Below are 21244 nucleotides of genomic sequence, written 5' to 3'. Positions count from 1 at the left end.
CATTCAAGAACGTGGGTAAAGCCCTGTCCTACGCCTGGTAAGGAACAGCTGAGATCAGCGTGACCTTCTGGAGCTTGCCGTTGGGCAGCTCGTACTCGACGGTCTCGCCGTCCTTCGCGCCGTTGAGTGCCTTGCCGAGCGGCGACACGGGAGAGTAGACCTCCATCTCGCCGTGCGCCCCCTCTTCGCGGGTCGCGAGCAGGAAGGTCTCGGTCTCGTCGTCGCCTTCGTAACGGATCGTGAGCACCGTGCCCGGCGCTGCGACACCCTTGGTGGTGGGGGCCTCCCCGACCTTCGCGGCCTGGAGCAACTCGTGCAGCTGGCGGATGCGCGCCTCCTGCTTGCCCTGCTCCTCGCGTGCCGCGTGGTAGCCGCCGTTCTCGCGAAGGTCGCCCTCCTCGCGGCGGGCGTTGATCTCGGCAGCCATGACCGGGCGGTACGCGATAAGTTCGTCCAGCTCAGCCTTGAGCCGGTCGTAGGCCTCCTGGGTCAGCCAGGTCACCTGGGTGTCGCTCACGGTCACCAACTCCTCGTCTTGCTCTGGTGCACGCGTGTGCACCAGATAGTTCCCGGGCCGTGGGCCCGGAACGGAAAAACACGGCCCGCGCCGGGGCCGTGCTTGAGCTGCAATAGTAACACGGAGACAACGTTCAGCGACGGCGATTTGTTCCCCAACTCGCCGTTTAAACCGCAGATCACCCGCTTGGCCGCTAGCTCGTGGACAAGTAGGCGGGAACCTGGTAGGAGCACCCGAACACCTCGCCGGTGACCGGCGGCTTCGAGGCGCGGAGAACTGTTGTCTCGACGACGACGGAATTTCCCGGCGGAACAAGAACTTCGCGTCTACCCGCTTCGTCCCCGTCCTTGGAGCGGGCCCGAATGATGCAGACGGCCGGACGCTCCGGTTGATCTCGGGAAACCTCGAAACTGACCTCGACCCGGTCGTCGCCGAGGATGGTGAACGCGGTCTGCTCGGCCTCGATCGGTTTTGTGCCGAGATTTCGGTAACCGACGAAGGCGATCAGGGCACCCACCGCGACGGCTACAGCGAGTAACGCCCAGCGAGCCCACTTCGACAGCGGCTTGCGGCCCTGTTTGCTGTAGCGCCCCTCCGGGAGCGCGCGCTGTGCCACTTTCCCGCGCCCTCCTCTGCCTCTGGGGAACAATGGTGCCCGACGTTCAGTTGATGAGTGTCGCAGGACCGTTCACACAGGAGGACCACGGGGGTCATGGCCGACAAGCTGCGCCTTATGGCAGTGCACGCACATCCCGACGACGAGTCGAGCAAGGGCGCGGCCACGATGGCCCGCTACATCGCGGAAGGGCACGACGTGATGGTCGTGACCTGTACCGACGGTGGTGCGGGCAGCATTCTCAACCCGGCGATGGACAAGCCGGAAGTGCTCGAGAACATCATCGAGGTCCGCCGCGAGGAAATGGCCAACGCCGCCAAGATCCTCGGCATCCAGCACCGCTGGCTGGGTTTCAAGGACTCCGGGCTGCCCGAGGGCGACCCGATGCCGCCGCTGCCCGAGGGCTGCTTCGCCCTGGTGCCGCTGGAGGAGTCGGTGCCGTCGCTGGTCGAGGCGATCAGGGACTTCCGCCCGCACGTCGTGGTGACCTACGACGAGAACGGCGGCTACCCGCACCCCGACCACATCCGCACGCACGAAATCTCGATGGCCGCCCTCGACGCCGCCGCCGACCCCGCGTACCAGCCTGAACTGGGCAAGGCGTGGGAGACGCAGAAGGTGTACTACTCGCACGGCTTCTCACGCGCGAAGCTGATGGCGTTCCACGAGGCGATGGAGGCCCGCGGCCTGGAGTCGCCGTACGTCGAGTGGCTCGCGAACTGGGACGCGAACCGCCCCGACGTGATGGACCGCGTCACCACGCAGGTCGAGTGCGCCGACTACTTCGAAGTACGTGACGAGGCCCTCAAGGCCCACGCCACGCAGATCGACCCGACCAGCCGCTGGTTCGCCATCCCACAGGACCTGCAGCGCGAGATCTGGCCGACCGAGGAGTACGAGCTCGTCCGGTCGCAGGTGGACTCGACGCTGCCGGAGAACGACCTGTTCGCCGGAGTTAAGGTCTAGGGGTGCTCTCCCCAGGCTTCTCCCTCGGCAGCACGGTGGCACTCGTCGCCGTGCAGCCGTCGAACACGAACGAGAACGACAAGGGCGGCCAGGGCGAGGACTTCGGCAAGTCCTCCCCGGTCGGCCTCGTCCTGCTGATCGTCTTCTTCATCGCCGTGTTCTTCCTCGTCAAGTCGATGAACAAGCACATCAAGGGCTTGCCGGCGTCGTTCGACGAGCCGGCCGAGGCCTCGAAGGAGACCCCGGCCGAGCCTTCGTCTGAGAAGAAGAAGGACTAGCGCGGCCTGAGGTCCACCACGAAGTCGTGGACCTCGTCGAAGGCGGCCGTCTCCATCGGCAGTTCCCTGGTCTCCCGCGCCTGCCGCAGCTCCTCGTGCCAGTGCGCGACGTCCGCCTCCAGCCTCTCCGGGGCCGGCCGCCCCGGCACGCCCGCCAGCCCCCGGTGCTCGCCAGGACCTTGGCCTCGATCAGCCCCGGCAGGTAGTCCGGCCCGTCGAGCTTCTCCAGCAATGTCGGCAGGTGCGCGTTCACCTCACCGGTGCGCATCAGGTGCACGCCGGTCAGCAACGCGCGGAACGTGTAGAGCAGCGGCTTGATCTCGCCGGTCTTCTCGAACAGCCGCCACTGGGTGACGGCGAACCCCCGATAGTGGTGCCCGTGGCGTGAGGCCAGACCCCCTGGCCGCAAGATCGAGTCGCCGCGGGCAGCGAGGTCCCCACCCACCCAGGGGGACTAGCCACCGATCCAGCTGTGTACCCATTTTACCTGGTCGGACGGGCTGTCAAGGGGCCCGCGTTGACTCATTGAAAATGCCCGCGTAGTCGCTTCGTTCCCTCATGAAGAGATGCCCGCGAAGCCATGTGGGCGCATGGTGAGCGATGGGGTTGAGCATGGGTGAGCGCAAGGCGGTGACTGGTCAGCTCGCCCGCCACTACCTCACACTCAACCCCGCAGCGACCCGCCGCGAGATCCACGCCCTCACCGACGCCCTCGCCACCGAAGTCACCCGGAAATACTTCCCGGTCAAGCCCTACCGAGGCCTGTCCGTCACGGGCACACCCCACGAGGCAACGACTCCGCCCACGCGGGCATCTTGACGTGAGGCAACGGGGGCCGCCGAACGATCTGTGGACAAGCCGGATCTCGGCGCCGAGTTGTCCACAGATTGCCTCGTCTCGGCCTTGACAAGCCCGAACCACCGCTAGAGTCAGTACCCATCGAGGGGTGGTTAGTCCCCCTGGGTGGGCGGGGCCCCGTCCCGGCGCGCCCGCCGGTCGCGATCCGGCCCCGATCGTCACAGCAGATCGTGCGACCGCTCCGCCACGACCGCACTCAGGTCCGGAACGTCATAGCTCACAACATCCTCCTGCGCACCGACACCAACCAGTCCTCCACCCGCGCCCGATCCGGTTCCTCAGGCAGCGGCCCGTCCGTGCCGGCGATCTCGCGACCCAGCCGATGTGCCCACGCCACCGCGTCGTCCCAAGACATCGATCCGTCACGGATCGCGAGCAACGACCGGTCCGCCGCGATCTCATAACGGCCGGTGCGCACCAAATTCAGGCCCACCAACCGCAGCCGCACCACCTGCATGAGCTGCTTGGGCTTGAGATTCCGGCCCGCGCGCGACAGCTGCATCTCCGTAGCGCGCGCGAACGCCCGCACGGCGTAGCGGGAGAGGAACGCGGGCAGCAGGTCCCGCAGCTCCTCTCCCATCGGCGTGCTGATCTCGACCAGCGGGCTCACCAGCGTCTCGAGCACCGTCGGGTTCGACTTCAGGCCCAGCCTGCAGAAGTGCTCGACCTCCCAGCTGAGCCGTTCCGGCTCCGGGCCCTCGATGCTCGTCGGTGGCTTCTCCAGGCGCCAGAACGACTCCGTGGGCGCGACGAACACCCCGCGTCTGTCCACATCAGACTTCTCGGTCGCGAGCCCGTAGGCGTGCGAGCCGATGATCGCTTCGAGGATCACAGCCGTGGGTCCACCGGTTCCGATTCGAGAGCCAGCACACCGAAAACGCATTCGTGCACGCGCCACAACGGCTCGCCGCGCACGAGGCGTTCCAGCGCCTCGATGCCCAGGGCGTACTCGCGCAGGGCGAGTCCGCGCTTGCGTCCGAGTGAACGCTTACGCAACCGGGAGAGGTTCGACGGCGAGGTGTAGTCCGGGCCGTAGATGATCCGCAGGTACTCACGCCCGCGCACCTTCACACCCGGCTGCACGCGCCCGCTGAGGTTCGCCAGCGGCTTCACGACCATGCCCTCGCCGCCGTCCGCGGTCAGTTCCTCCCACCACTTCACCCCGGCCGCGACCTGCTCCGGGTCGTCGACGTCGACCACGAGGTGCCGGGTCCGCTGGAACAACGGTCCGTCCAGCTTCGCCAGCGTCTCCAGGTGCCACAGGTGCGAACGGTCGTGGAACGTCCGTCCCTCCGCCGCGAGCAGCTGGAACGGTGCGATCCGCACGCCCTCCAGCCCGGTGGTGGGCCAGCAGTACCGCTCGTACGCCGCGCTGTAGGCCTCGGCGTTCGCGGCGCGCTGGGACGTGCGGGCCAGCAGGTCCGCCACGTCCACACCGCGAGCCGCCGCCTCCTCCAGCGCCCGCACGGCGACCGGCAGGGCACCGTTCGCCGCCGCGCCGACCGCCGCGTACTGCTCGCGGATCAGCCCGGAGGCCTTGGCGTTCCACGGCATCAGCTCGGCGTCGAGGAGCAGCCAGTCCGTGGCGAGCTCGTCGAACAACGGCTTCGCCGCGTCCCGCACGCGGTCCAGCAGCTCCTCGCCCAGCGCGCCGTCGAAGAACGCGCGGCCGGTGCGCGTGTAGATCGCGCCACCGGCCTTCCGCACCAGCAGCACCGCGCGGGAACCCATGTGCTTCTCCTCGCAGATCACCTGCGGGACCCCGGCCGCCCGGTACTCCGCGAAGGCGTCCTCCGGGTGCTCCAGCACGTCGTCGCGCGCGGACGTCGCCGTCGGCGCCATCGTCGGCGGCAGGTACAGCAGGTCGTGCGGGTCGATCGCGAACCGGCTCATGACCTCCAACGCTGAAGCGGACTGCTCCGCGCGGATCGTCACGGCACCCATCACCGACGTGTCGATCCGGCGCAGGCCGGTGACGTCGGTCAGCGCCAGCACGTCCGGCGCGCGCTCGGCGGCCCTGGGCGGGAACGGCGAGTCGCTCTCGTACCAGACCTGGTGCGCCTTCACGGAGACAAGCTCCTTCTCCGGGTAGCGCAACGCCGTCAGCTTTCCGCCGAACACCACGCCGGTCTCCAGGCACATGGTGTTGTTGATCCACTCGGCCTCGGGCGTCAGGACGTGCCCGTACAGCACCATCGCCGAGCCGCGGTAGTCGTTCGCCCACGGCAGGCGCACCGGCATCCCGTACGCGTCGGTCTCGCCGGTCGTGTCGCCGTACAGGGCGAAACTGCGCACCCTCGCGGACGCACGTCCGTGGTAGCGCTCGGGCAGACCGGCGTGCGCGACGACGAGTTTTCCGCCGTCCAGCACGTAATGCGCGACCAGGCCGTCGCAGAACTTCATGGCGGCCAGGCGGAACTCCTCGGACTCGTGCGCGAGCTGCTCCAGCGACTTCTCCAGCCCGTACCGGACCGTCACCTTGTGCCCGCGCATCGCCCGCACGAGCTTCTCCTCGTGGTTTCCGCGCACGCTGAAGGCGTGGCCGTGGGCGACCATGCCCATCACGAGCCGCAACACACCAGGGGTGTCCGGCCCGCGGTCCACGAGATCGCCGACGAAGACGGCCTTGCGGTTCCCCGGCGGGACCGCGTCGACCGCACGGCCTTCGTCGTCCCGGCGAATCGCGTAGCCCAGCTCGGTGAGCAGCTCCTCCAGCTCCGCGCGGCAGCCGTGCACGTCACCGAAGACGTCGAACGGCCCGGTCTCGTGCCTGAGGTCGTTGAGCAGCCGTTCGTACACGATCGTCGAATTGTCCACATCGGACTCGGAGCGCAGCACGTGGACGCGCTTGAAGCCCTCCTTGCCGAGGAACTTCAACGACCGCCGCAACGCGGCACGGTGCCGCTTCACGACGTGCGCGCCGAAGTCGCGGTCCGGTCGCTCGGCGTTGCGCCTGAGACACACCTCGGTCGGCGTGTCGAGCACGATCGCGACCGGAAGCACGTTCGCCTTCTTCGCGACCTCGACCAGCTTGGCGCGGTCGGGCGCCTGCACGTTGGTCGCGTCGATGACTGTGACGCGGCCGGCCTCCAACCGCTTGGACGCCACGTAGTGCAGCACGTCGAACGCGGCCGCGGACGCCGACTGGTCGTTCTCGTCGTCGGCCACGAGCCCGCGGAAGTAGTCGCTCGACAACACCTGCGTGGGCAGGAAGTGCTTGCGCGCGAAGGTGGACTTGCCGGATCCGGAGGCGCCGATCAGCACCACCAGGCACAGGTCGGGAATCTTCAGTTCCATCAGTTCTCGCCCACCCCGGAAAGATCAGTAGCGGTGAACACGGCCATCTGGGTCGGCGCGCCGCGTTCGGCGTCCTCCGGCCCGATCGGCACGTAGCGCACGGTGTAGCCACGGCGTTCGGCGACGCCGTCCGCCCAGGCCCCGAACTCCGCCCGCGTCCACTCGAAACGGTGGTCGGAGTGCCGCAGCTGGCCCTCCGGCAAGGTTTCGAACAGCGGGTTGTACTCGACGTTCGGCGTGGTCACCAGCACGGTCGCGGGTCGTGCCACGGTGAAGACCGAGTGCTCCAGCGCCGGCAGGCGTGACGGGTCGATGTGCTCGACGACCTCCATCAGCACCGCGGCGTCGTAACCGGCCAGTTCGGAGTCCGCGTAGGTCAAAGCCGACTGCCGCAACGTGATCCGCTCGCGCCGGCGGTCGTCCAGACGGTCCAGGTGCAGCTTGCGCGCGGCCTCCTGCAACGCCTTCGCGGACACGTCGACACCGTGGATCTCGGTGAACTCGGGCTCGGCGACGAGCTGCCGCAGCAGCGCGCCGCCACCGCAGCCGAGGTCGAGCACGCGCTTGGCCCGTGCCTGCTTGAGCTCCTTGATCACGGCTTCCTTGCGTTGTCCGGCAAGGGAGATCTTCGGTTCGGTCAGCGCGTTGTCGAGCTCCTCGGGCTCAACCTCGTCGACCTCGGCGAGCCGTTCCAGCACGGAGGTGATCAGCGGTCGCTTGCGCGCCAGGTACCGGGTGGTGATCAGGTCCTTGTCCGGGTGCGTGGAGAGCCAGCCGTCACCGGCCTTGAGCAGCTTGTCGACCTCGTCCGCGGCGACCCAGTAGTGCTTGCCGCCGTCGAGCACGGGCAACAGCACGTAGAGGTGCTTCAACGCGTCGCTGAGCCTGACGGTGCCGGTCAGCGTCACGTCGCCGAAGCGCGAGTCGCCGTGCCCGGTGATCTCGACGTCCCAGCCGAGCGGCGTGAACAGCTGCGCGGCGAGCCGGTGTGGCAGCGAAGGGATGCGGATGACCAGCGGAATCGGCGTCGCGGCGAGCTCGGGGTAGCTCTCGCTGCGGCCGTTCATGGCGGTGCGGAACACGCTGCCGAGCGCGACCGTGAGCAGCGACCCGGCCGCGTACGGCCTGTCGTTGACGTATTGGGTGAGCGTGCTGCCGGGACCTCGCACGAGCGCGATGGGGTCGACCTCCAGCAGGAGGGCGACCGTGCATTCCTCGTTCGTCGCCTTCGGGTAGAAGACGTGCGCGACCCCCGAGCTCGTCGTGAAGGACTGAGCCCGGTCAGGATGCTTGTGCAGCAGATGGCCGAGATCGGTCGCCGGCTGGTGCGTCGTGGTCATGGTGAGCAACACGAGGTCGAGTCTGATCGAGATTCGGCCTCTGCGCTGCTGATTTAGTGTGGTCGGCATGACCAATCGGCTCACCGGCGCCACCAGTCCGTACCTGCTGCAGCACGCTCAGAACCCGGTCGACTGGTGGCCCTGGGGCTCCGAGGCGTTTGACGAGGCGCGACGGCGGAACGTGCCGGTGCTGCTGTCGGTCGGCTACGCGGCTTGCCACTGGTGTCACGTGATGGCGCACGAGTCTTTCGAGGACGCTGAGGTCGCGTCGTTCCTGAACGCGAACTTCGTCTCGGTGAAGGTGGATCGCGAGGAACGTCCGGACGTCGACGCCGTGTACATGGAGGTCACGCAGGCCATGACCGGCCACGGCGGGTGGCCGATGACGGTGTTCCTGACGCCGGACGCGCGGCCGTTCCACGCCGGCACCTACTACCCGCCGTCGCCCCGGCCGGGCATGCCGTCGTTCCGGCAGGTGATCGAGGCCGTGTCGGCGGCGTGGACCGAGCGGCCGGAGGACGTGCTGAAGTCGGCCTCGGTCGTGGTGCAGGAGATCTCCCGGCACGCCGCGCCGCTGCCGCAGTCCACTGTGGACTCGGATGTGCTGGCCGGTGCGGTGGTGTCGTTGCTCGGCGAGTTCGACCGGCGCAACGGAGGGTTCGGTGGCGCGCCGAAGTTCCCGCCGTCGATGGTGGTGGAGTTTCTGCTGCGCCACCACGAACGTACCGGCTCGGTCGAGGCGATCTCGATGGCGACCGCGACCGCCGACGCGATGGCGAACGGCGGCATGTACGACCAGCTCGGCGGAGGGTTCGCGCGCTACAGCGTCGACGCGTCGTGGGAGGTGCCGCACTTCGAGAAGATGTTGTACGACAACGCTTTGCTGCTTCGCTTCTACACGCACCTGACGCGGGTGACCGGTTCCGAGCGCCACGAACGGGTCGCGCGGGACACGGCCGCGTTCCTGCTGAGGGATCTGCGCACGGCCGAAGGTGGCTTCGCGGCGTCGTTGGACGCGGACACCGAGGGCGTCGAAGGCCTCACCTATGTGTGGTCCTTCGAGGAGTTGGGGGACGCGGCCGCCGCTTTCGGCGTGACCTCCGAACCGAACTTCGAGGACGGTAAGTCGACCTTGCGGTTCGTGTCGGAGCCGGGGGAGGACGTGCGTGCTTCGCTGCTGGCGGTGCGTGCCGCGCGGCCGCAGCCCGGCCGGGACGACAAGGTGATCGCGTCCTGGAACGGCATGACGATCGCCGCACTGGCCGAGGCGGGCGCCTTCTTCGGCGAGCCGTCGTGGATCTCGGCTGCCTCGGAGGCTGCCTCGTTGCTCGCGTCGGTGCACCTGGTCGAGGGCAGGCTGCTGCGGACCTCACGCGACGGGGTGGCCGGGCCGTCGTTCGGCGTGCTGGAGGACTACGGCTGCTTCGCGGACGGACTGCTGGCCTTGCACCAGGTCACGGGTTCGATCCGGTGGCTCGACCTGGCGTGCGGCCTGTTGGACACCGCCCTCTCTCGTTTCGCCGTGCCGGACTCTCCGGGCGCCTACTACGACACGGCCGACGACGCCGAAGCTCTGGTGCGCCGTCCCGCCGACTCGACCGACAACGCGTCTCCGTCGGGTGCGTCCTCGCTGGCCTCGGCCCTGCTGACGGCGTCCTTGCTGTCCGGCGCCGATCGTTCTTCGCGCTACTTCGATGCTGCGTCCGCAGCGGTGACCCGCGCCGGGTTGCTGGCCGCCCGCGCGCCCCGCTTCGCCGGACACTGGCTGACCGTCGCGGAAGCACTGGTAGCCGGCCCGCTGCAGGTGGCCGTCGTCGGTCCGGACGACTCGCGCCGTGCAGCGCTGTGGGCGGCGGCGGTCGCTCATGTTCCCGGAGGCGGCGTCGTCGTGGCAGGAGAACCCGCATCCGTGCCGTTGCTGGAAGACCGCCCGTTGGTCGACGAAGGCCCCGCGGCCTACGTCTGCCGTGGCTATGTGTGCGACAGGCCCGTCGTGTCGGCGGATGCCCTGGTCACTTCGCTGACGGCGAACACTCTCTAGCTGGTTACACGCGTAACGTCGGTTACGACGTAATCATGTAATCAGGGGTGGTTGAAATGGGACGTGGATGGAGAGGACGAGGCGGCTGGCAACAGGCTGACCTGCCCTCGGCCGACGACGCGGCGGCATGGTTCGCGGGCAGGCTGCCCGACGGCTGGTTCACCGGCGCGCCCGAGGTGATCGTGGACCGCGAGGAGATCACCATCGTCGGCACCCTGCCGGCACTGGAAGGCGAGTTCGACGACGCCTCACGCGCCGCGGCCGAGTCGGGCCGCATCTCCCGCTGGCGTGAGGAAACGCGGGACGACCGCATCGAGATCGCCCGCCAGGCCGAGCACCGCTACGGCCGCAAGGTGGCCTGGGGAGCCTCGCTCGGTGACACCCGCGAACTCTTCACGCACCTGGCCGTGCCGGTCATGACGCGCCTGCGCCAGCCAGAACGCCAGGTGCTCGACACGCTGGTGGCCGCCGGCGTGGCCCGCTCCCGCGCGGACGCCCTGGCGTGGGCGGTCCGCCTGGTCGGCGAGCACGCGGACACGTGGTTGGGCGAACTGCGCGACGCCATGTCGCGCGTCGACGACCTCCGCTCGCAGGGCCCTGACCTGGCCTAGTTCCGGGTCGGTCTCGTCCGCGACGGTCACGGGCTCGGGAGGCGGTACGGCCTCCCGAGCCCGTTATCCGATGGGTGTGGCGGCGGACGTGCACTGCCCCGACCCTGCTGGGCGGTTCACGGCGGGAGATCGTTGGGGCCATGCGGCTCAGCCCTCGCACACGGCCACGGCAGAGCCGCTGCACGTCGGGCGCGAACACCCGTTATGGCGCAAGAACTCCCGCCGGAGTGTCAGACCCGTTCGCTATTGTTGATTTTGGGGGTACCCGGCCCGCGCCGTGTGTGTGGTGCGTCCCCCTCCGGAGTCCGATAACGCACCCGAGTGCGACCGTGGTGACGCCGACGACAGACACGAGCGTGAGCTCCTGCACGCCCAACAGCACCGAGGTCGCCAGACCCGCCACCGGCATCAAGCCGATCAGCACCCCCGCGCGGTCGGAGCCCAGCCGGTTCACGGCGAAGTACCAGAGCCCGAAAGCCAGCGCGGTCACCACCACGGCCAGCAGTGCCAGCGCGAAGGTCTGACGGGTGTCCGGCACCTGCCAGCCGCCGACGAACGTGCCGAGCACTGCGCCGATCACCGCCGCGAAGATGCAGGTCCAGGTCGCCACACCCAGCACGCCGAGGCGGCGTACGACGCCCACGGCGAACAGGGTGAAGCAGACCTCGCAGACCATCGTGAGCAACGCCAGCACAAGACCTGGCCCGTGCCACGAGCCACCACCGGACAACAGCACGATGCCTGCCGCCACCACCACGGCGCCGACAACGGCGGATCCGGTCCGTTTCCGCGAAAGCAGCGCCAACGCGATCGGGGCGCCGCCCATCACGGCCGCGACGAAGCCCGGTTCGGCGTACTGCTGGGCCGCGATGAGCAGCGCGTTGAAGCCGAGCATGCCCGAGACGACCACACCCAGCAGCGGTGGGACGTCGCGCCACGACGGCATCGGCAGACGGCGCGCGACCAGCAGCAACACGACGGCGCCGAGGGCGTAGCGCATGGCCTGGCCGGTCAGGACCGGATAGCCCTCCAGCATTCCGGTGATCGGCACAGACGCGCCGACGATCATTGCCGCTGTCGCTCCCGCGGCCACCCCGATTTTCATGCCTCAGAGCCTTGCGCCTGACTGGTCCAGGTTTAAGCTCCACTTCCATGGTTGCGAACTGGACCACTTTTCGCGAGCTGCTGCTGCCGGGGCACCAGCGTCGTCGCGGAGTGGAGGTCGAGCTGCGCCGGGCGATCCGGGACGGGCGGCTCCCGCCGGGGACGCGGCTGCCGTCGAGCCGTGACCTGGCCGACCAGCTCGGCGTGGCGCGCGGGACGGTGACGTCGGCGTACACGCAGCTCGTGGCGGAGGGCTACCTCACCACGCGGCGCGGGTCGGGGACGACGGTCGCGAGCCTCGGACCGGCCGGCGCGTCCGGAGTGCCGGAGCCGCCGCAACGGTGGCGGTACAACCTGCGTCCCGGACTGCCGGCGCTGGGCGCGTTCCCCCGTGCCGAGTGGGTCGCGGCGCACCGGGCGGCGCTCGCCGAGCTGCCCGACGACGACCTCGCCTACCCCGATCCGGCCGGGTTCGTGGGGCTGCGCAAGGAGATCGTCGACTACCTGGCCCGCGTGCGGGCGGTGGTCGCGAAGGACGCGGTGATCACCAACGGCGCGGCGGACGGTCTGCAGCTCGCCGCACGGGTCTTGCGCGGCAGCATCGCGATCGAGGAACCCAGCCACTTCGGAGGCGAGGACATGCTGCGGTCGCACGGTCTCGAGACCGTGCCGATTCCCGTGGACGACAAGGGAATCCGGGTCGATCTACTGTCCAAAACGGACTGCAAAGGCGTACTGGTCACCGCGGCGCACCAGTTCCCGCTCGGCGTGGTGCTGCACCCGGAACGGCGGCGTGCGCTCGTCGACTGGGCGCGCGAGCGGGACGGGCTGATCATCGAGGACGACTACGACGCCGAGCACCGGTACGACCGGCCGGCCTTGGGAGCGTTGCAGGCACTCGCGCCCGAACACGTGGTGTACCAGGGGACGACCAGCAAGGTGCTGGCGCCCGCGTTGCGCCTCGGATGGCTCGTGGTGCCGGAACGTCTGCGCGAAGGCATCGTGAAACGCAAGCAGTACAACGACATGGGCACCGGCACGATCCCTCAGGCCGCGTTCGCGCACCTGCTGCGGACGGGCGGTTATGACCGGCATCTGCGACGTACGCGCGCGCTCTACCGGAAGCGGCGTGACGCGTTGTTGGAGGCCGTCGCGGAACACCTGCCAGCATGGCAGCCGATCGGCGTCGCGGCCGGGCTGCACGTCGTGCTGCGCATGCCCGACGGGACGGACGACCTCGCGTTGAAGAGCAGGCTTGCGGACCGTGACGTGCACGTCTGGGCGTTGGCGCAGTACACGCGCACGCCCATGTGGCCCGGTCTCGTGATCGGATACGCGTCGCTCACCCCCGACCGCCTGCGGGAAGCGGTCAGGGAGATCGCGGACGTCGCCGTCGCTTAGAGGATGTGCTCGCGCTTGGCGCTCGTGTCGGCACCGAGGATGTGCTCGCGGTCGCTGGCGGCGGGGCCGGCCAGCGTCGTGACGGCGACAGCGCCGAAAAGCAGGGCGGCAGCGATGAGAACACGCATGGTGCGGTAAACCCCCAGGTAGAACGGTCGTCGCGGCCAGCCTAGTCCGCGCCTCCAGAAATTGTCAGTGCTCGGGTGCACCATGAGACCCGTGCTTCTTACCGAAGTGGTCGACACGTCAGCCGCGGTGGCGGCGACCCGGTCGCGCCTTGCCAAGGTCAAGGCGTTGTCCGCGTTGCTGCGCGCGGCGGCGGGAGACGTGGTGGTCGCGGTGGTGTCCTTCCTCATAGGCACGCCGCGGCAGGGGCGTATCGGCGCGGGCTGGCGCACGGTCGTCGACCTGTCGGTGCCCGCAGCCGCCGCGGCCGAGCTCACCGTCGCCGAAGTCGACGCCGCGCTCGGCGAGGTGGCGGCGACGTCCGGCAAGGGCTCCGCGCAGCGCCGGGCCGACCTGCTGACCGCGCTGTTCAGCCGTTCCACCGAGCAGGAGCAGGACTTCTTACGCCGCCTGCTGACCGGCGAACTGCGCCAGGGCGCGCTGGAAGGCGTGATGCTCGACGCGATCGCCTCAGCGGCGGACGTGCCGGGCGAGACGGTGCGGCGGGCGTTCATGCTGTCCGGCCGGTTACCCGAGACCGCCGTGGCAGCGCTGGAGGGCGGCGCGACGGCGCTGGAGGCGTTCCGGCTCGAGGTCGGGCGGCCGCTGCGGCCCATGCTCGCCTCACCCGCGGAGTCGCTGGGCGAGGCGCTGACCGAACTCGGCAGCTGCGTGGTGGAGCACAAGCTCGACGGCGCCCGCATCCAGGTGCACCGCTCCGGCGACGACGTCCACGTCTACACGCGCACGTTGCGCGAGATCACCAAGACCGTGCCGGAACTGGTCGAGCTCGTCCGCGGCCTGCCCTGCACGTCGGTGGTGCTCGACGGCGAGACCCTGGCGCTGACCGATGAGGGGAGACCCCGCCCGTTCCAGGAGACGATGAGCCGGTTCGGCGCGCAGGACGAACGTGAGCTGCTGCTGCACCCGTACTTCTTCGACTGCCTGCACCTCGACGGCAAGGACCTGCTCGACGAGCCGTTACGCGACCGCCTCGCCGCCCTGCGGCAGGTAGCCGGCGAGCACGTCATCCCCGGCGTGCTGGACCCGTCGCCGGAGGAGGCGGAAGGGGTCGTCACGGCGGCGCTGTCCGCCGGCCACGAGGGCGTGATGGTGAAGTCGCTGGCCTCGCCCTACGCGGCGGGCAGACGCGGCCGCGCCTGGCAGAAGGTGAAACCGGTGCACACGCTCGACCTGGTCGTGCTCGGCGTCGAGTGGGGCAGCGGCCGCCGCCGCGGCTGGCTGTCGAACCTGCACCTCGGCGCCCGCGACCCGGACGGCGGCCCGCCCGTGATGGTCGGCAAGACCTTCAAGGGCCTCACCGACGAGCTGCTCAAGTGGCAGACGAAGGCGCTGCGGGAGATCGCCACCGAGCAGAACGACTGGGTGGTCATGGTCCGCCCGGAGCTGGTGATCGAGATCGAACTGGACGGCGTACAGGTCTCGCCGCGCTATCCCGGTGGCGTCGCACTGCGGTTCGCCCGCGTAGTGCGCTACCGCCCGGACAAGGATCCGTCAGAAGCGACGACGATCGAGGAGGTGAGGGCACTCCTGCCCACCGCACAACTGAATCCCGAGGCCTGAAAACGGACCCCGAGGGCTGAAACGAACCCCGAAGCCTGAAAATCGGATGCGGCCAGGCAACGCCCGGCAATAGCGTCGGGCCAGTGACTGATGCTGTGACCGATGCTGCCGCGCTGCTCAGCGCCTTCGACACCCAGGCCCGCCCCACCGAGTGGACGATCCTCGACCCCGGCGCCGTGGTGGACCGTGACGGCCCGGTGTTCCGGGTGAGCTGGCCGCACCGGCGCGGTTTCGTAGGCGGCCCGCCCGACCTCGGCATCACCGGCGCCGACCTGGACGACTTGATTGCCCGCCAGCGCGAGTACTTCACCGAGCGCAACCAGAGCGTCGAGTGGAAGACGTGGAGCCACGACACCCCCGCCGACCTGCCCGAACGGCTGCTCCAAGCCGGCTTCGAGTCGGAAGGCCGCGAGACCGTGCTGATCGGCCTCGCCAAGCAGATGACGGCCCCGGTCCAACTCGACGGCATCGTCGTACGGGAGGTCACGGACGAGACGGACGTCCACCGGCTCGCCACCACCGCCACCGAGGTGTTCGGCCGCGAGCACGACTGGCTGGTAGACCACCTGCTGAAGAAGAAGGACGACCCGAACGTGATCGCGGTGATCGCGGAGGCCGGCGACAAGGTCGTGTCGTCCTCGCGCATCGAGATCGTGCCCGGCACGGAGTTCGCGGGCCTGTGGGGCGGCGGCACCCTCCCCGAGTGGCGCGGCAAGGGCATCTACCGCGCGCTCGTAGCTCATCGCGCCCGCCTCGCCGTCGAGCGCGGCATCAAGTACCTCCAGGTCGACGCGACCGAGGACAGCAGGCCGATCCTGGAGCGGCTCGGCTTCGTGGCGGTCACCGCGACCACGGGCTACGCCTGGAACCCGTAACCGTCGCGCGCTCTTCGTCGTGGCGAGCTCGTTGCGGCCGATGGGCGCGGGCGCTGCCTGGGGTACGGGCACTGTCTGGGCGGGGCTGACTGGGCAGGGCTGGGCGTGAGGTCGCGGCACGTGCGACTGCAGAGCGCAGCCCGTCGTGCGGTGCTTGCGATCGGAGGTCGGCGGCTGGAGGCCGGTCGCGCGTTGGGCGCTGCGTTACGTCGTGCCGATCCATCAAGATCTCAAGTATCCACAGATCGCGTCGCTTTGACCTGCGGAAACGCCTGGCGGGCTAGGCTGTGGACAGCCAGGAACCCAAAGCGAATTTCAAACGTTCCGCAAGGTAAGGAAGCGCGGGGGCCGGGTCGGTCGGCGGCAGGACTATCGTCGCCTCGGTAGACGCAGCCCGTCTCCTCCACACCGGTCTGCGCCAGACGAAGTCGTCAGGGCCGGCCCGCGCGGCCGACTCGACAAGATCGCTCTGCGCCCGGCGGACTCCTCAGGACCAGGCTGCGCAGGTCAGGACCAGGCTGCGCAGGCCGCACTCGTCCAGACCGGCCCGCGCGCAGCGGAGTCGTCCAACCCGGCCCGCGCGCGGCGGACTCGCCAGGACCGGCCTGCGCCGGACCGACTCGCCTGCGCCGGACCGACTCGTCCGAACCGGCCCGCGCGCGGCGTAGTCGTCCGAACCGGTCTGCACAGGACGGCACTCGTCAAGACCGGCCGCGGACTCGTCAGGACCGGTCTACGCGGGACAGACACGAGCCGCATGCCCAAGCGGGGCGCTGCGGGTATCGTGGAAGCACGTGCGGTTCATCGAAGGGCATCGACCCTCTTACGACCTGACCTACGACGACGTGTTCCTCGTTCCCGGCCGCAGTGCCGTGGAGTCGCGGTTCGGCGTCGACCTCTCCACTTCGGACGGCACCGGGGCCACGATCCCGATCGTCGTCGCGAACATGACGGCCGTGGCCGGGCGGCGGATGGCGGAGACCATCGCGCGGCGTGGCGGGCTTGTTGTCATCCCGCAGGACGTGCCCACCGAGGCGGTGGCGGAGATCATCGCGTGGGTCAAGGAGCGGCATCCCGTCTGGGACACGCCGTTGACGCTCACGACTGGTGATGCGGTGGCGGACGCGTTGAACCTGCTGCACAAGCGGGCGCATGGTGCGGTCGTCGTCGTGGACGACGGTGGGCGGCCGCTTGGGGTTGTCGACGAGGCGGCGCTTACGGGCGTTGACCGGTTTGCGCGCATCGGGGATGTGATGAACACGGACGTGCTGCGGTTGCCGCTCGAGACGGAGCCGCAGGAGGTGTTCGAGCGGTTGCATCACAGCGCGTACCGGATCGCGCTCGGTGTCGATGCCGGGCAGCGGCTCAGCGGGGTGCTGACCGAGCTGACCGCGCTCAGGGCTGAGGTGTACCGGCCCGCCGCCGATGGTGACGGCAAGCTCAGGGTTGCGGCGGCAGTCGGGGTCAACGGTGATGTCAGGGCCAAGGCCGAGGCGTTGATCAAGGCCGGGGTGGACGTTCTCGTCGTGGACACGGCGCACGGGCACCAGGAGAAGATGCTCACCGCGCTCCGGGCCGTGAAGGAGGCGAATCCGACGGTGCCGGTCGCGGCGGGCAACGTCGTCACCGCCGAGGGTGTGCGGGATCTGGTCGAGGCCGGCGCGGACATCATCAAGGTCGGGGTCGGGCCTGGCGCGATGTGCACCACGCGGATGATGACCGGTGTGGGGCGGCCGCAGTTCAGTGCGGTGGCCGAGTGCGCCGCGGAGGCGCGCAGGCTCGGCAAGCACGTGTGGGCCGACGGTGGGGTGCGGCATCCACGTGACGTGGCGCTGGCGTTGGCGGCCGGGGCCAGCAGCGTCATGGTCGGCAGCTGGTTCGCGGGGACGTACGAGTCGCCTGGCGATCTGCAGCGGGATGAGCGCGGCAACCTTTACAAAGAATCGTTTGGAATGGCTTCGAAGCGTGCGGTGTCCGCGAGGACGCGCAGCGACAACGCGTTCGACCGGGCGAAGAAGGGGTTGTTCGAAGAGGGCATCTCCACGTCGAAAATGCGGTTGGACCCGGTGCGGCCGAGCGTGGAGGATCTGCTCGACGAGATAACGTCCGGCGTCCGCTCGGCCTGCACGTATGCCGGCGCGACCACGTTGGAGGAGTTCCACGACAAGGCTGTGCTCGGCATCCAGTCCGCTGCCGGCTTCGCGGAGGGAAGGCCGTTGCCAGGGGGATGGTGAGAAAGTGGACGAAGCGGTCTCGGTAAGAGATCTCCGCAAAGTCTATAAAACAGGACAAAAGCCCGCGGTGGACGGATTGAGCTTCGACGTCCGCCGCGGCGAGGTCTTCGGGTTGCTCGGGCCGAACGGCGCGGGCAAGACGACCACGGTCGGTGTCCTCACCACGCGCGTCCGTCCCACCTCGGGGCAGGCGCTCGTGGAGGGCGTCGACGTGGTGGCCGACTCCAAGCGGGCGCGGCAGTTGCTTGCCGTTGTGCCGCAACGCAACAACCTCGACCGTTCGCTCAACGCGCGGCAGAACCTGTTGTTCCACGCGGCTTATCACGGCATCGGCCCGAAGGAACGTCAGCAGCTCGCCGACGACATCATCGAGCGGATGGGCCTCAAGGACCACCAGAACGCGCTCGTCGACACGTTGTCCGGCGGTCAGGCGCAACGGCTGATGATCGCTCGCGCGCTGATGCACCGCCCGAAGGTGCTGTTCCTCGACGAACCGAGCACCGGGCTCGACCCGCAGGCCAGGCTCTTCGTCCACGAACGCGTCGCCGCACTGCACGCGGAGGGCGTCACGGTCGTGCTCACCACGCACGACATGGACGAGGCAACCAAGCTGTGCGACCGCGTCGGCATCGTCGACCACGGCAAGCTGCTCACGCTCGACACGCCGGACGAGCTCACGAAGAACCTGCCCGGCAGCAACACGGTCAGCGTCACGGTGAGCCCGAACGGCCACGAGGCGGCCAAGATCACCCAGGCTCTGTCCGAAGTGGACGGAGCACAGCGGGTCGAGGACGTGAACAACATGTTCCGCGTCTACACCGACAGCGACACCGCGATCACATTGCCTGCCGTGCTGAACGTCCTGCGCGACCTCGACGTCACGGTCAGCGACGTCGCGATCGGCAAGCCCAGCCTGGAGGACGTCTTCATCCACCTGACCGGCAGGGAGCTGCGGTGAGCCAACTCAGGACGTTCCAGGCGATCCTGTGGCGTGACGTCTTCGTCACGGGTCGCGAGCTGCCGAGCTTCCTCGCGCAGGTGATCATCCAGCCGTTCTTCATCCTCTTCATCTTCGCGAAGGTGCTGGGGGACATCGGGTACGTGCAGGACGACTTCGCCCAGGTCCTCCTCCCCGGAATCATCGCCATGAACGGGTTCCTGGGCGCGTTGCAGAACACGACGCTGCCACTGGTGCTGGACTTCTCGTGGACGCGCGAGATCGAGGACCGCCTGCTGGCGCCGATCGCCATCCCGCTGGTCGCGGTGGAGAAGATCGTGTTCGGTGCGGTCCGCGGGTTCTTCGCGGCCGTGCTGATGGTGCCCGTCGGGTTCGCGATGCTCGACGTGTCGTGGGAGTGGTCGGGCATTCCCGGGGCGTTGCTGGTGATCATCCTCGGATGTCTCGCCGGAGGAAGTGTCGGCATGGTCATCGGCACGTCGGTGCCCGCGCGCCGGGTCAACGTGATGTTCGCGGTGATCCTGACGCCGTTGCTGTTCACGGGTTCCTCGCAGTTCCCGTGGCGGTCGTTGAGCGACGATCTGCTGTGGTTCAAGGTGATCTGCGCGCTCAACCCGCTGACGTACGTGAGCGAGGGCCTGCGCGCGGAACTGGTGCCGGACGTGCCGCACATCCCGTTGCCGATCGTGCTGCTCGTGCTCGTCGTCGCGATCGCGGGCTTCGGAGCGCTCGGCTTGCGCGGCTTCATGAAACGCGCGCTCGACTAGGGCCTGTATCGCGAACATGGACCTCGATACAGGCCCTAGAGCGAAACGGTCCCGCGCAACGGATTGCGCGGGACCGTTCCAGTCAAACACTTTCAGCCACACAGTTTCAGTCAAGGCCGAACTATGAGGCGTAGTCCTCCAGCATCTCGGTGACGAGCGCCGCGATCGGCGACCGTTCCGAGCGCGTCAGCGTGACGTGGGCGAAGAGCGGGTGGCCCTTCAGCTTCTCGATCACCGCCGCCACGCCGTCGTGCCGGCCCACCCGGAGGTTGTCGCGCTGCGCCACGTCGTGCGTCAGCACCACCCGCGAGTTGCTGCCCAGGCGGGACAGCACGGTCAGCAACACGTTGCGCTCCAACGACTGCGCCTCGTCCACGATCACGAAGGAGTCGTGCAGTGAGCGGCCGCGGATGTGGGTGAGGGGCAGGACCTCGAGCATGCCTCGGTCCATCACCTCTTCCACGACCGCCTGGCTCACCAGCGCGCCGAGGGTATCGAACACCGCCTGCGCCCACGGCCCCATCTTCTCGTTCTCGGAACCCGGCAGGTATCCGAGCTCCTGGCCGCCGACCGCGTAGAGCGGCCGGAAGACCACGACCTTGCGGTGCTGCCTGCGTTCCATCACCGCTTCGAGGCCGGCGCACAGCGCCAGCGCCGACTTGCCGGTGCCCGCACGTCCGCCCAGCGAGACGATGCCGACATCGGCGTCGAGCAGCAGGTCCAGCGCGATCCGCTGCTCAGCGGACCTTCCGTGCAGTCCGAACGCCTCCCGATCCCCGCGCACCAGCCTGATCTGCTTGTCCGCGGTCACCCGGCCCAGCGCACTCGACGTGCCCGCCAGCATCCGGAGTCCGGTGTGGCAGGGCAGTTCGGCGATGTGCGCCAGGTCCTCGTACTGGGTGGGGTCGACGACGTTCTCCTTGAACAGGCTGTCCACCAGGGACTGTGGAACGTCCAGATCGGACATTCCCGTCCAGCCCGACAGGGTCACGTCGTGTGCCCGGTACTCCTCCGCCTGGAGCCCGACCGATCCGGCCTTGACTCGCAGCGGCATGTCCTTCGTCACCAGGGTGACGTTGCGCCCCTCAGCAGCGAGGTTGAGGGAGCAGGCGAGGATTCGGGCGTCGTTGGAGTCCGTTCGGAAACCTGATGGCAACACCTCCGGGTCGGAGTGGTTGAGCTCGACGTGCAAGGTGCCTCCCAGATCCCCGATGGGGATCGGCGAATCGAGGCGACCATGCCGCAAGCGCAGGTCGTCGAGCAGACGCAGGGCTTCCCTCGCGAACCAGCCCAGTTCGGGGTGGTGGCGCTTGCCCTCCAGTTCGCTGATCACCACGAGCGGCAGCACGACCTCGTGCTCCGCGAACCTGGTGGCGGCGAGTGGGTCGGACAGCAGTACCGACGTGTCCAGCACATATGTCGTGATGGCTGGGGCGGCGGACTTGCGCCGGGAGGAAGAACTGCGCGATGAGCCTGAGGAACGGCTCGCGGGACGTCGTGCGTTCACGGCAACTCCCTCACGAACGCGGCACCCGCGTCCGCTCCTCGCTGGGCCAGGCACCACCCTGATCGGTCGTCTCACCCTCCGCCGGTACGGCGTCAGGCAGGTCGACCACGAGGGCCGGGTGCCGG

Annotated in this window: 20 protein-coding genes and 1 pseudogene; 11 read left to right on the top strand and 10 right to left on the bottom strand. The window is 68.8% G+C overall.

The annotated features are described in order from the left end of the window. Nucleotides 1-28: 28 nt before the first annotated feature. Nucleotides 29-523: a transcription elongation factor GreA gene (gene greA, locus ACRSBM_RS36285; RefSeq protein WP_176959919.1), complete on the bottom strand. Its 495-nt coding sequence runs from the start codon at nucleotides 521-523 to the stop codon at nucleotides 29-31. A 187-nt stretch (nucleotides 524-710) separates the two neighbouring features. Continuing rightward, nucleotides 711-1133: a DUF4307 domain-containing protein gene (locus ACRSBM_RS36280; RefSeq protein WP_434450775.1), complete on the bottom strand. Its 423-nt coding sequence runs from the start codon at nucleotides 1131-1133 to the stop codon at nucleotides 711-713. Between the two features lie 96 nt (nucleotides 1134-1229). Here ACRSBM_RS36280 and mca point away from each other — a divergent pair, with 96 nt between their 5' ends. Both mca and ACRSBM_RS36270 read left to right on the top strand, forming a co-directional pair. Continuing rightward, nucleotides 1230-2099 carry a mycothiol conjugate amidase Mca gene (gene mca / locus ACRSBM_RS36275; protein ID WP_434450773.1) on the top strand — a complete coding sequence of 290 codons (870 nt, stop codon included), beginning with the start codon at nucleotides 1230-1232 and terminating at the stop codon, nucleotides 2097-2099. A gap of 2 nt (nucleotides 2100-2101) precedes the next feature. Beyond that, on the top strand, nucleotides 2102-2377 hold the full coding sequence (locus ACRSBM_RS36270; protein ID WP_434450772.1) for a hypothetical protein: 276 nt from the start codon (nucleotides 2102-2104) through the stop codon (nucleotides 2375-2377). On the opposite strand, the gene ACRSBM_RS36265 is transcribed toward ACRSBM_RS36270, so the two are convergent. Both ACRSBM_RS36265 and ACRSBM_RS36260 read right to left on the bottom strand, forming a co-directional pair. Further along, on the bottom strand, nucleotides 2374-2526 hold the full coding sequence (locus ACRSBM_RS36265) for a hypothetical protein (RefSeq protein WP_434453551.1): 153 nt from the start codon (nucleotides 2524-2526) through the stop codon (nucleotides 2374-2376). The genes ACRSBM_RS36270 and ACRSBM_RS36265 overlap by 4 nt on opposite strands. A 35-nt stretch (nucleotides 2527-2561) precedes the next feature. Continuing rightward, nucleotides 2562-2822 (bottom strand): annotated as a pseudogene (locus ACRSBM_RS36260) (DNA polymerase beta superfamily protein); the annotation flags it as partial. A gap of 167 nt (nucleotides 2823-2989) precedes the next feature. On the opposite strand from ACRSBM_RS36260, the gene ACRSBM_RS36255 reads away from it, so the two are divergent. Further along, on the top strand, nucleotides 2990-3196 hold the full coding sequence (locus ACRSBM_RS36255; protein WP_434450770.1) for a hypothetical protein: 207 nt from the start codon (nucleotides 2990-2992) through the stop codon (nucleotides 3194-3196). A gap of 256 nt (nucleotides 3197-3452) precedes the next feature. Here the strand turns inward: ACRSBM_RS36255 and ACRSBM_RS36250 are convergent, their stop codons facing one another. Genes ACRSBM_RS36250 through ACRSBM_RS36240 form a run of 3 tightly spaced genes read right to left on the bottom strand, consistent with a single transcriptional unit; the run spans nucleotide 3453 to nucleotide 7884 of the window. Continuing rightward, complete coding sequence (locus ACRSBM_RS36250) at nucleotides 3453-4067, bottom strand: nucleotidyltransferase domain-containing protein (RefSeq protein WP_434450768.1); 615 nt, start codon at nucleotides 4065-4067, stop codon at nucleotides 3453-3455. Continuing rightward, nucleotides 4064-6532: a polynucleotide kinase-phosphatase gene (locus ACRSBM_RS36245; RefSeq protein ID WP_434450766.1), complete on the bottom strand. Its 2469-nt coding sequence runs from the start codon at nucleotides 6530-6532 to the stop codon at nucleotides 4064-4066. The genes ACRSBM_RS36250 and ACRSBM_RS36245 overlap by 4 nt, the downstream gene beginning before the upstream one ends. Beyond that, nucleotides 6532-7884: a 3' terminal RNA ribose 2'-O-methyltransferase Hen1 gene (locus ACRSBM_RS36240; protein WP_434450765.1), complete on the bottom strand. Its 1353-nt coding sequence runs from the start codon at nucleotides 7882-7884 to the stop codon at nucleotides 6532-6534. Before ACRSBM_RS36240 ends, ACRSBM_RS36245 begins: the two co-directional genes overlap by 1 nt. Before the next feature lie 55 nt (nucleotides 7885-7939). On the opposite strand from ACRSBM_RS36240, the gene ACRSBM_RS36235 reads away from it, so the two are divergent. Both ACRSBM_RS36235 and ACRSBM_RS36230 read left to right on the top strand, forming a co-directional pair. Continuing rightward, a complete protein-coding gene (locus ACRSBM_RS36235; protein ID WP_434450763.1) occupies nucleotides 7940-9913 on the top strand; it encodes a thioredoxin domain-containing protein in 1974 nt (657 codons plus the stop codon). Between the two features lie 56 nt (nucleotides 9914-9969). After that, nucleotides 9970-10524: a hypothetical protein gene (locus tag ACRSBM_RS36230; RefSeq protein ID WP_434450762.1), complete on the top strand. Its 555-nt coding sequence runs from the start codon at nucleotides 9970-9972 to the stop codon at nucleotides 10522-10524. 202 nt (nucleotides 10525-10726) lie between these two features. On the opposite strand, the gene ACRSBM_RS36225 is transcribed toward ACRSBM_RS36230, so the two are convergent. Continuing rightward, entirely contained in the window at nucleotides 10727-11629 is a 903-nt protein-coding gene (locus ACRSBM_RS36225; RefSeq protein ID WP_434450760.1) for a DMT family transporter, read from the bottom strand. Nucleotides 11630-11676: 47 nt separating this feature from the next. On the opposite strand from ACRSBM_RS36225, the gene ACRSBM_RS36220 reads away from it, so the two are divergent. After that, the gene (locus tag ACRSBM_RS36220; protein ID WP_434450758.1) at nucleotides 11677-13029 is read left to right on the top strand and encodes a PLP-dependent aminotransferase family protein; all 1353 of its coding nucleotides are present in this window, start codon (nucleotides 11677-11679) and stop codon (nucleotides 13027-13029) included. Here ACRSBM_RS36220 and ACRSBM_RS36215 read toward each other — a convergent pair. Beyond that, nucleotides 13026-13157: a hypothetical protein gene (locus ACRSBM_RS36215; protein ID WP_434450756.1), complete on the bottom strand. Its 132-nt coding sequence runs from the start codon at nucleotides 13155-13157 to the stop codon at nucleotides 13026-13028. The genes ACRSBM_RS36220 and ACRSBM_RS36215 overlap by 4 nt on opposite strands. Before the next feature lie 91 nt (nucleotides 13158-13248). Between ACRSBM_RS36215 and ACRSBM_RS36210 the strand changes: the two genes are divergently transcribed. From ACRSBM_RS36210 to ACRSBM_RS36190, 5 genes are all read left to right on the top strand, one after another. Next, nucleotides 13249-14778, top strand: coding sequence for an ATP-dependent DNA ligase (locus ACRSBM_RS36210; protein WP_434450755.1), 1530 nt, complete (start codon nucleotides 13249-13251; stop codon nucleotides 14776-14778). 83 nt (nucleotides 14779-14861) lie between these two features. Next, the gene (locus ACRSBM_RS36205) at nucleotides 14862-15653 is read left to right on the top strand and encodes a GNAT family N-acetyltransferase (RefSeq protein ID WP_434450753.1); all 792 of its coding nucleotides are present in this window, start codon (nucleotides 14862-14864) and stop codon (nucleotides 15651-15653) included. Between the two features lie 794 nt (nucleotides 15654-16447). Beyond that, nucleotides 16448-17887, top strand: a complete 1440-nt coding sequence (locus tag ACRSBM_RS36200; RefSeq protein ID WP_434450751.1) for a GuaB1 family IMP dehydrogenase-related protein — start codon at nucleotides 16448-16450, stop codon at nucleotides 17885-17887. Between the two features lie 4 nt (nucleotides 17888-17891). Then, entirely contained in the window at nucleotides 17892-18845 is a 954-nt protein-coding gene (locus tag ACRSBM_RS36195) for an ATP-binding cassette domain-containing protein (RefSeq protein ID WP_434450749.1), read from the top strand. Continuing rightward, nucleotides 18842-19612, top strand: coding sequence for an ABC transporter permease (locus tag ACRSBM_RS36190; protein WP_434450747.1), 771 nt, complete (start codon nucleotides 18842-18844; stop codon nucleotides 19610-19612). Before ACRSBM_RS36195 ends, ACRSBM_RS36190 begins: the two co-directional genes overlap by 4 nt. 121 nt (nucleotides 19613-19733) lie before the next feature. Here ACRSBM_RS36190 and ACRSBM_RS36185 read toward each other — a convergent pair whose 3' ends face one another. Next, the gene (locus ACRSBM_RS36185) at nucleotides 19734-21038 is read right to left on the bottom strand and encodes a PhoH family protein (protein WP_434453365.1); all 1305 of its coding nucleotides are present in this window, start codon (nucleotides 21036-21038) and stop codon (nucleotides 19734-19736) included. Nucleotides 21039-21244 lie beyond the last annotated feature (206 nt).

The sequence above is a fragment of the Lentzea xerophila genome, from assembly GCF_051094245.1.
Taxonomy (GTDB): Bacteria; Actinomycetota; Actinomycetes; order Mycobacteriales; family Pseudonocardiaceae; genus Lentzea; species Lentzea xerophila.
The sequence above is the reverse complement of the archived record's forward strand: the minus strand, read 5'-3'. Positions and strand labels throughout refer to the sequence as shown.

What these genes read in the sequence shown, in the direction of transcription:
- ACRSBM_RS36235 (WP_434450763.1), top strand. Translation starts at nt 7,940, where the DNA reads ATGACCAATCGGCTCACCGGCGCCACCAGTCCGTACCTGCTGCAGCAC.
- ACRSBM_RS36220 (WP_434450758.1), top strand. Translation starts at nt 11,677, where the DNA reads ATGGTTGCGAACTGGACCACTTTTCGCGAGCTGCTGCTGCCGGGGCAC.
- ACRSBM_RS36230 (WP_434450762.1), top strand. Translation starts at nt 9,970, where the DNA reads ATGGGACGTGGATGGAGAGGACGAGGCGGCTGGCAACAGGCTGACCTG.
- ACRSBM_RS36215 (WP_434450756.1), bottom strand. Translation starts at nt 13,157, where the DNA reads ATGCGTGTTCTCATCGCTGCCGCCCTGCTTTTCGGCGCTGTCGCCGTC.
- ACRSBM_RS36225 (WP_434450760.1), bottom strand. Translation starts at nt 11,629, where the DNA reads ATGAAAATCGGGGTGGCCGCGGGAGCGACAGCGGCAATGATCGTCGGC.
- ACRSBM_RS36255 (WP_434450770.1), top strand. Translation starts at nt 2,990, where the DNA reads ATGGGTGAGCGCAAGGCGGTGACTGGTCAGCTCGCCCGCCACTACCTC.
- ACRSBM_RS36245 (WP_434450766.1), bottom strand. Translation starts at nt 6,532, where the DNA reads ATGGAACTGAAGATTCCCGACCTGTGCCTGGTGGTGCTGATCGGCGCC.
- mca (WP_434450773.1), top strand. Translation starts at nt 1,230, where the DNA reads ATGGCCGACAAGCTGCGCCTTATGGCAGTGCACGCACATCCCGACGAC.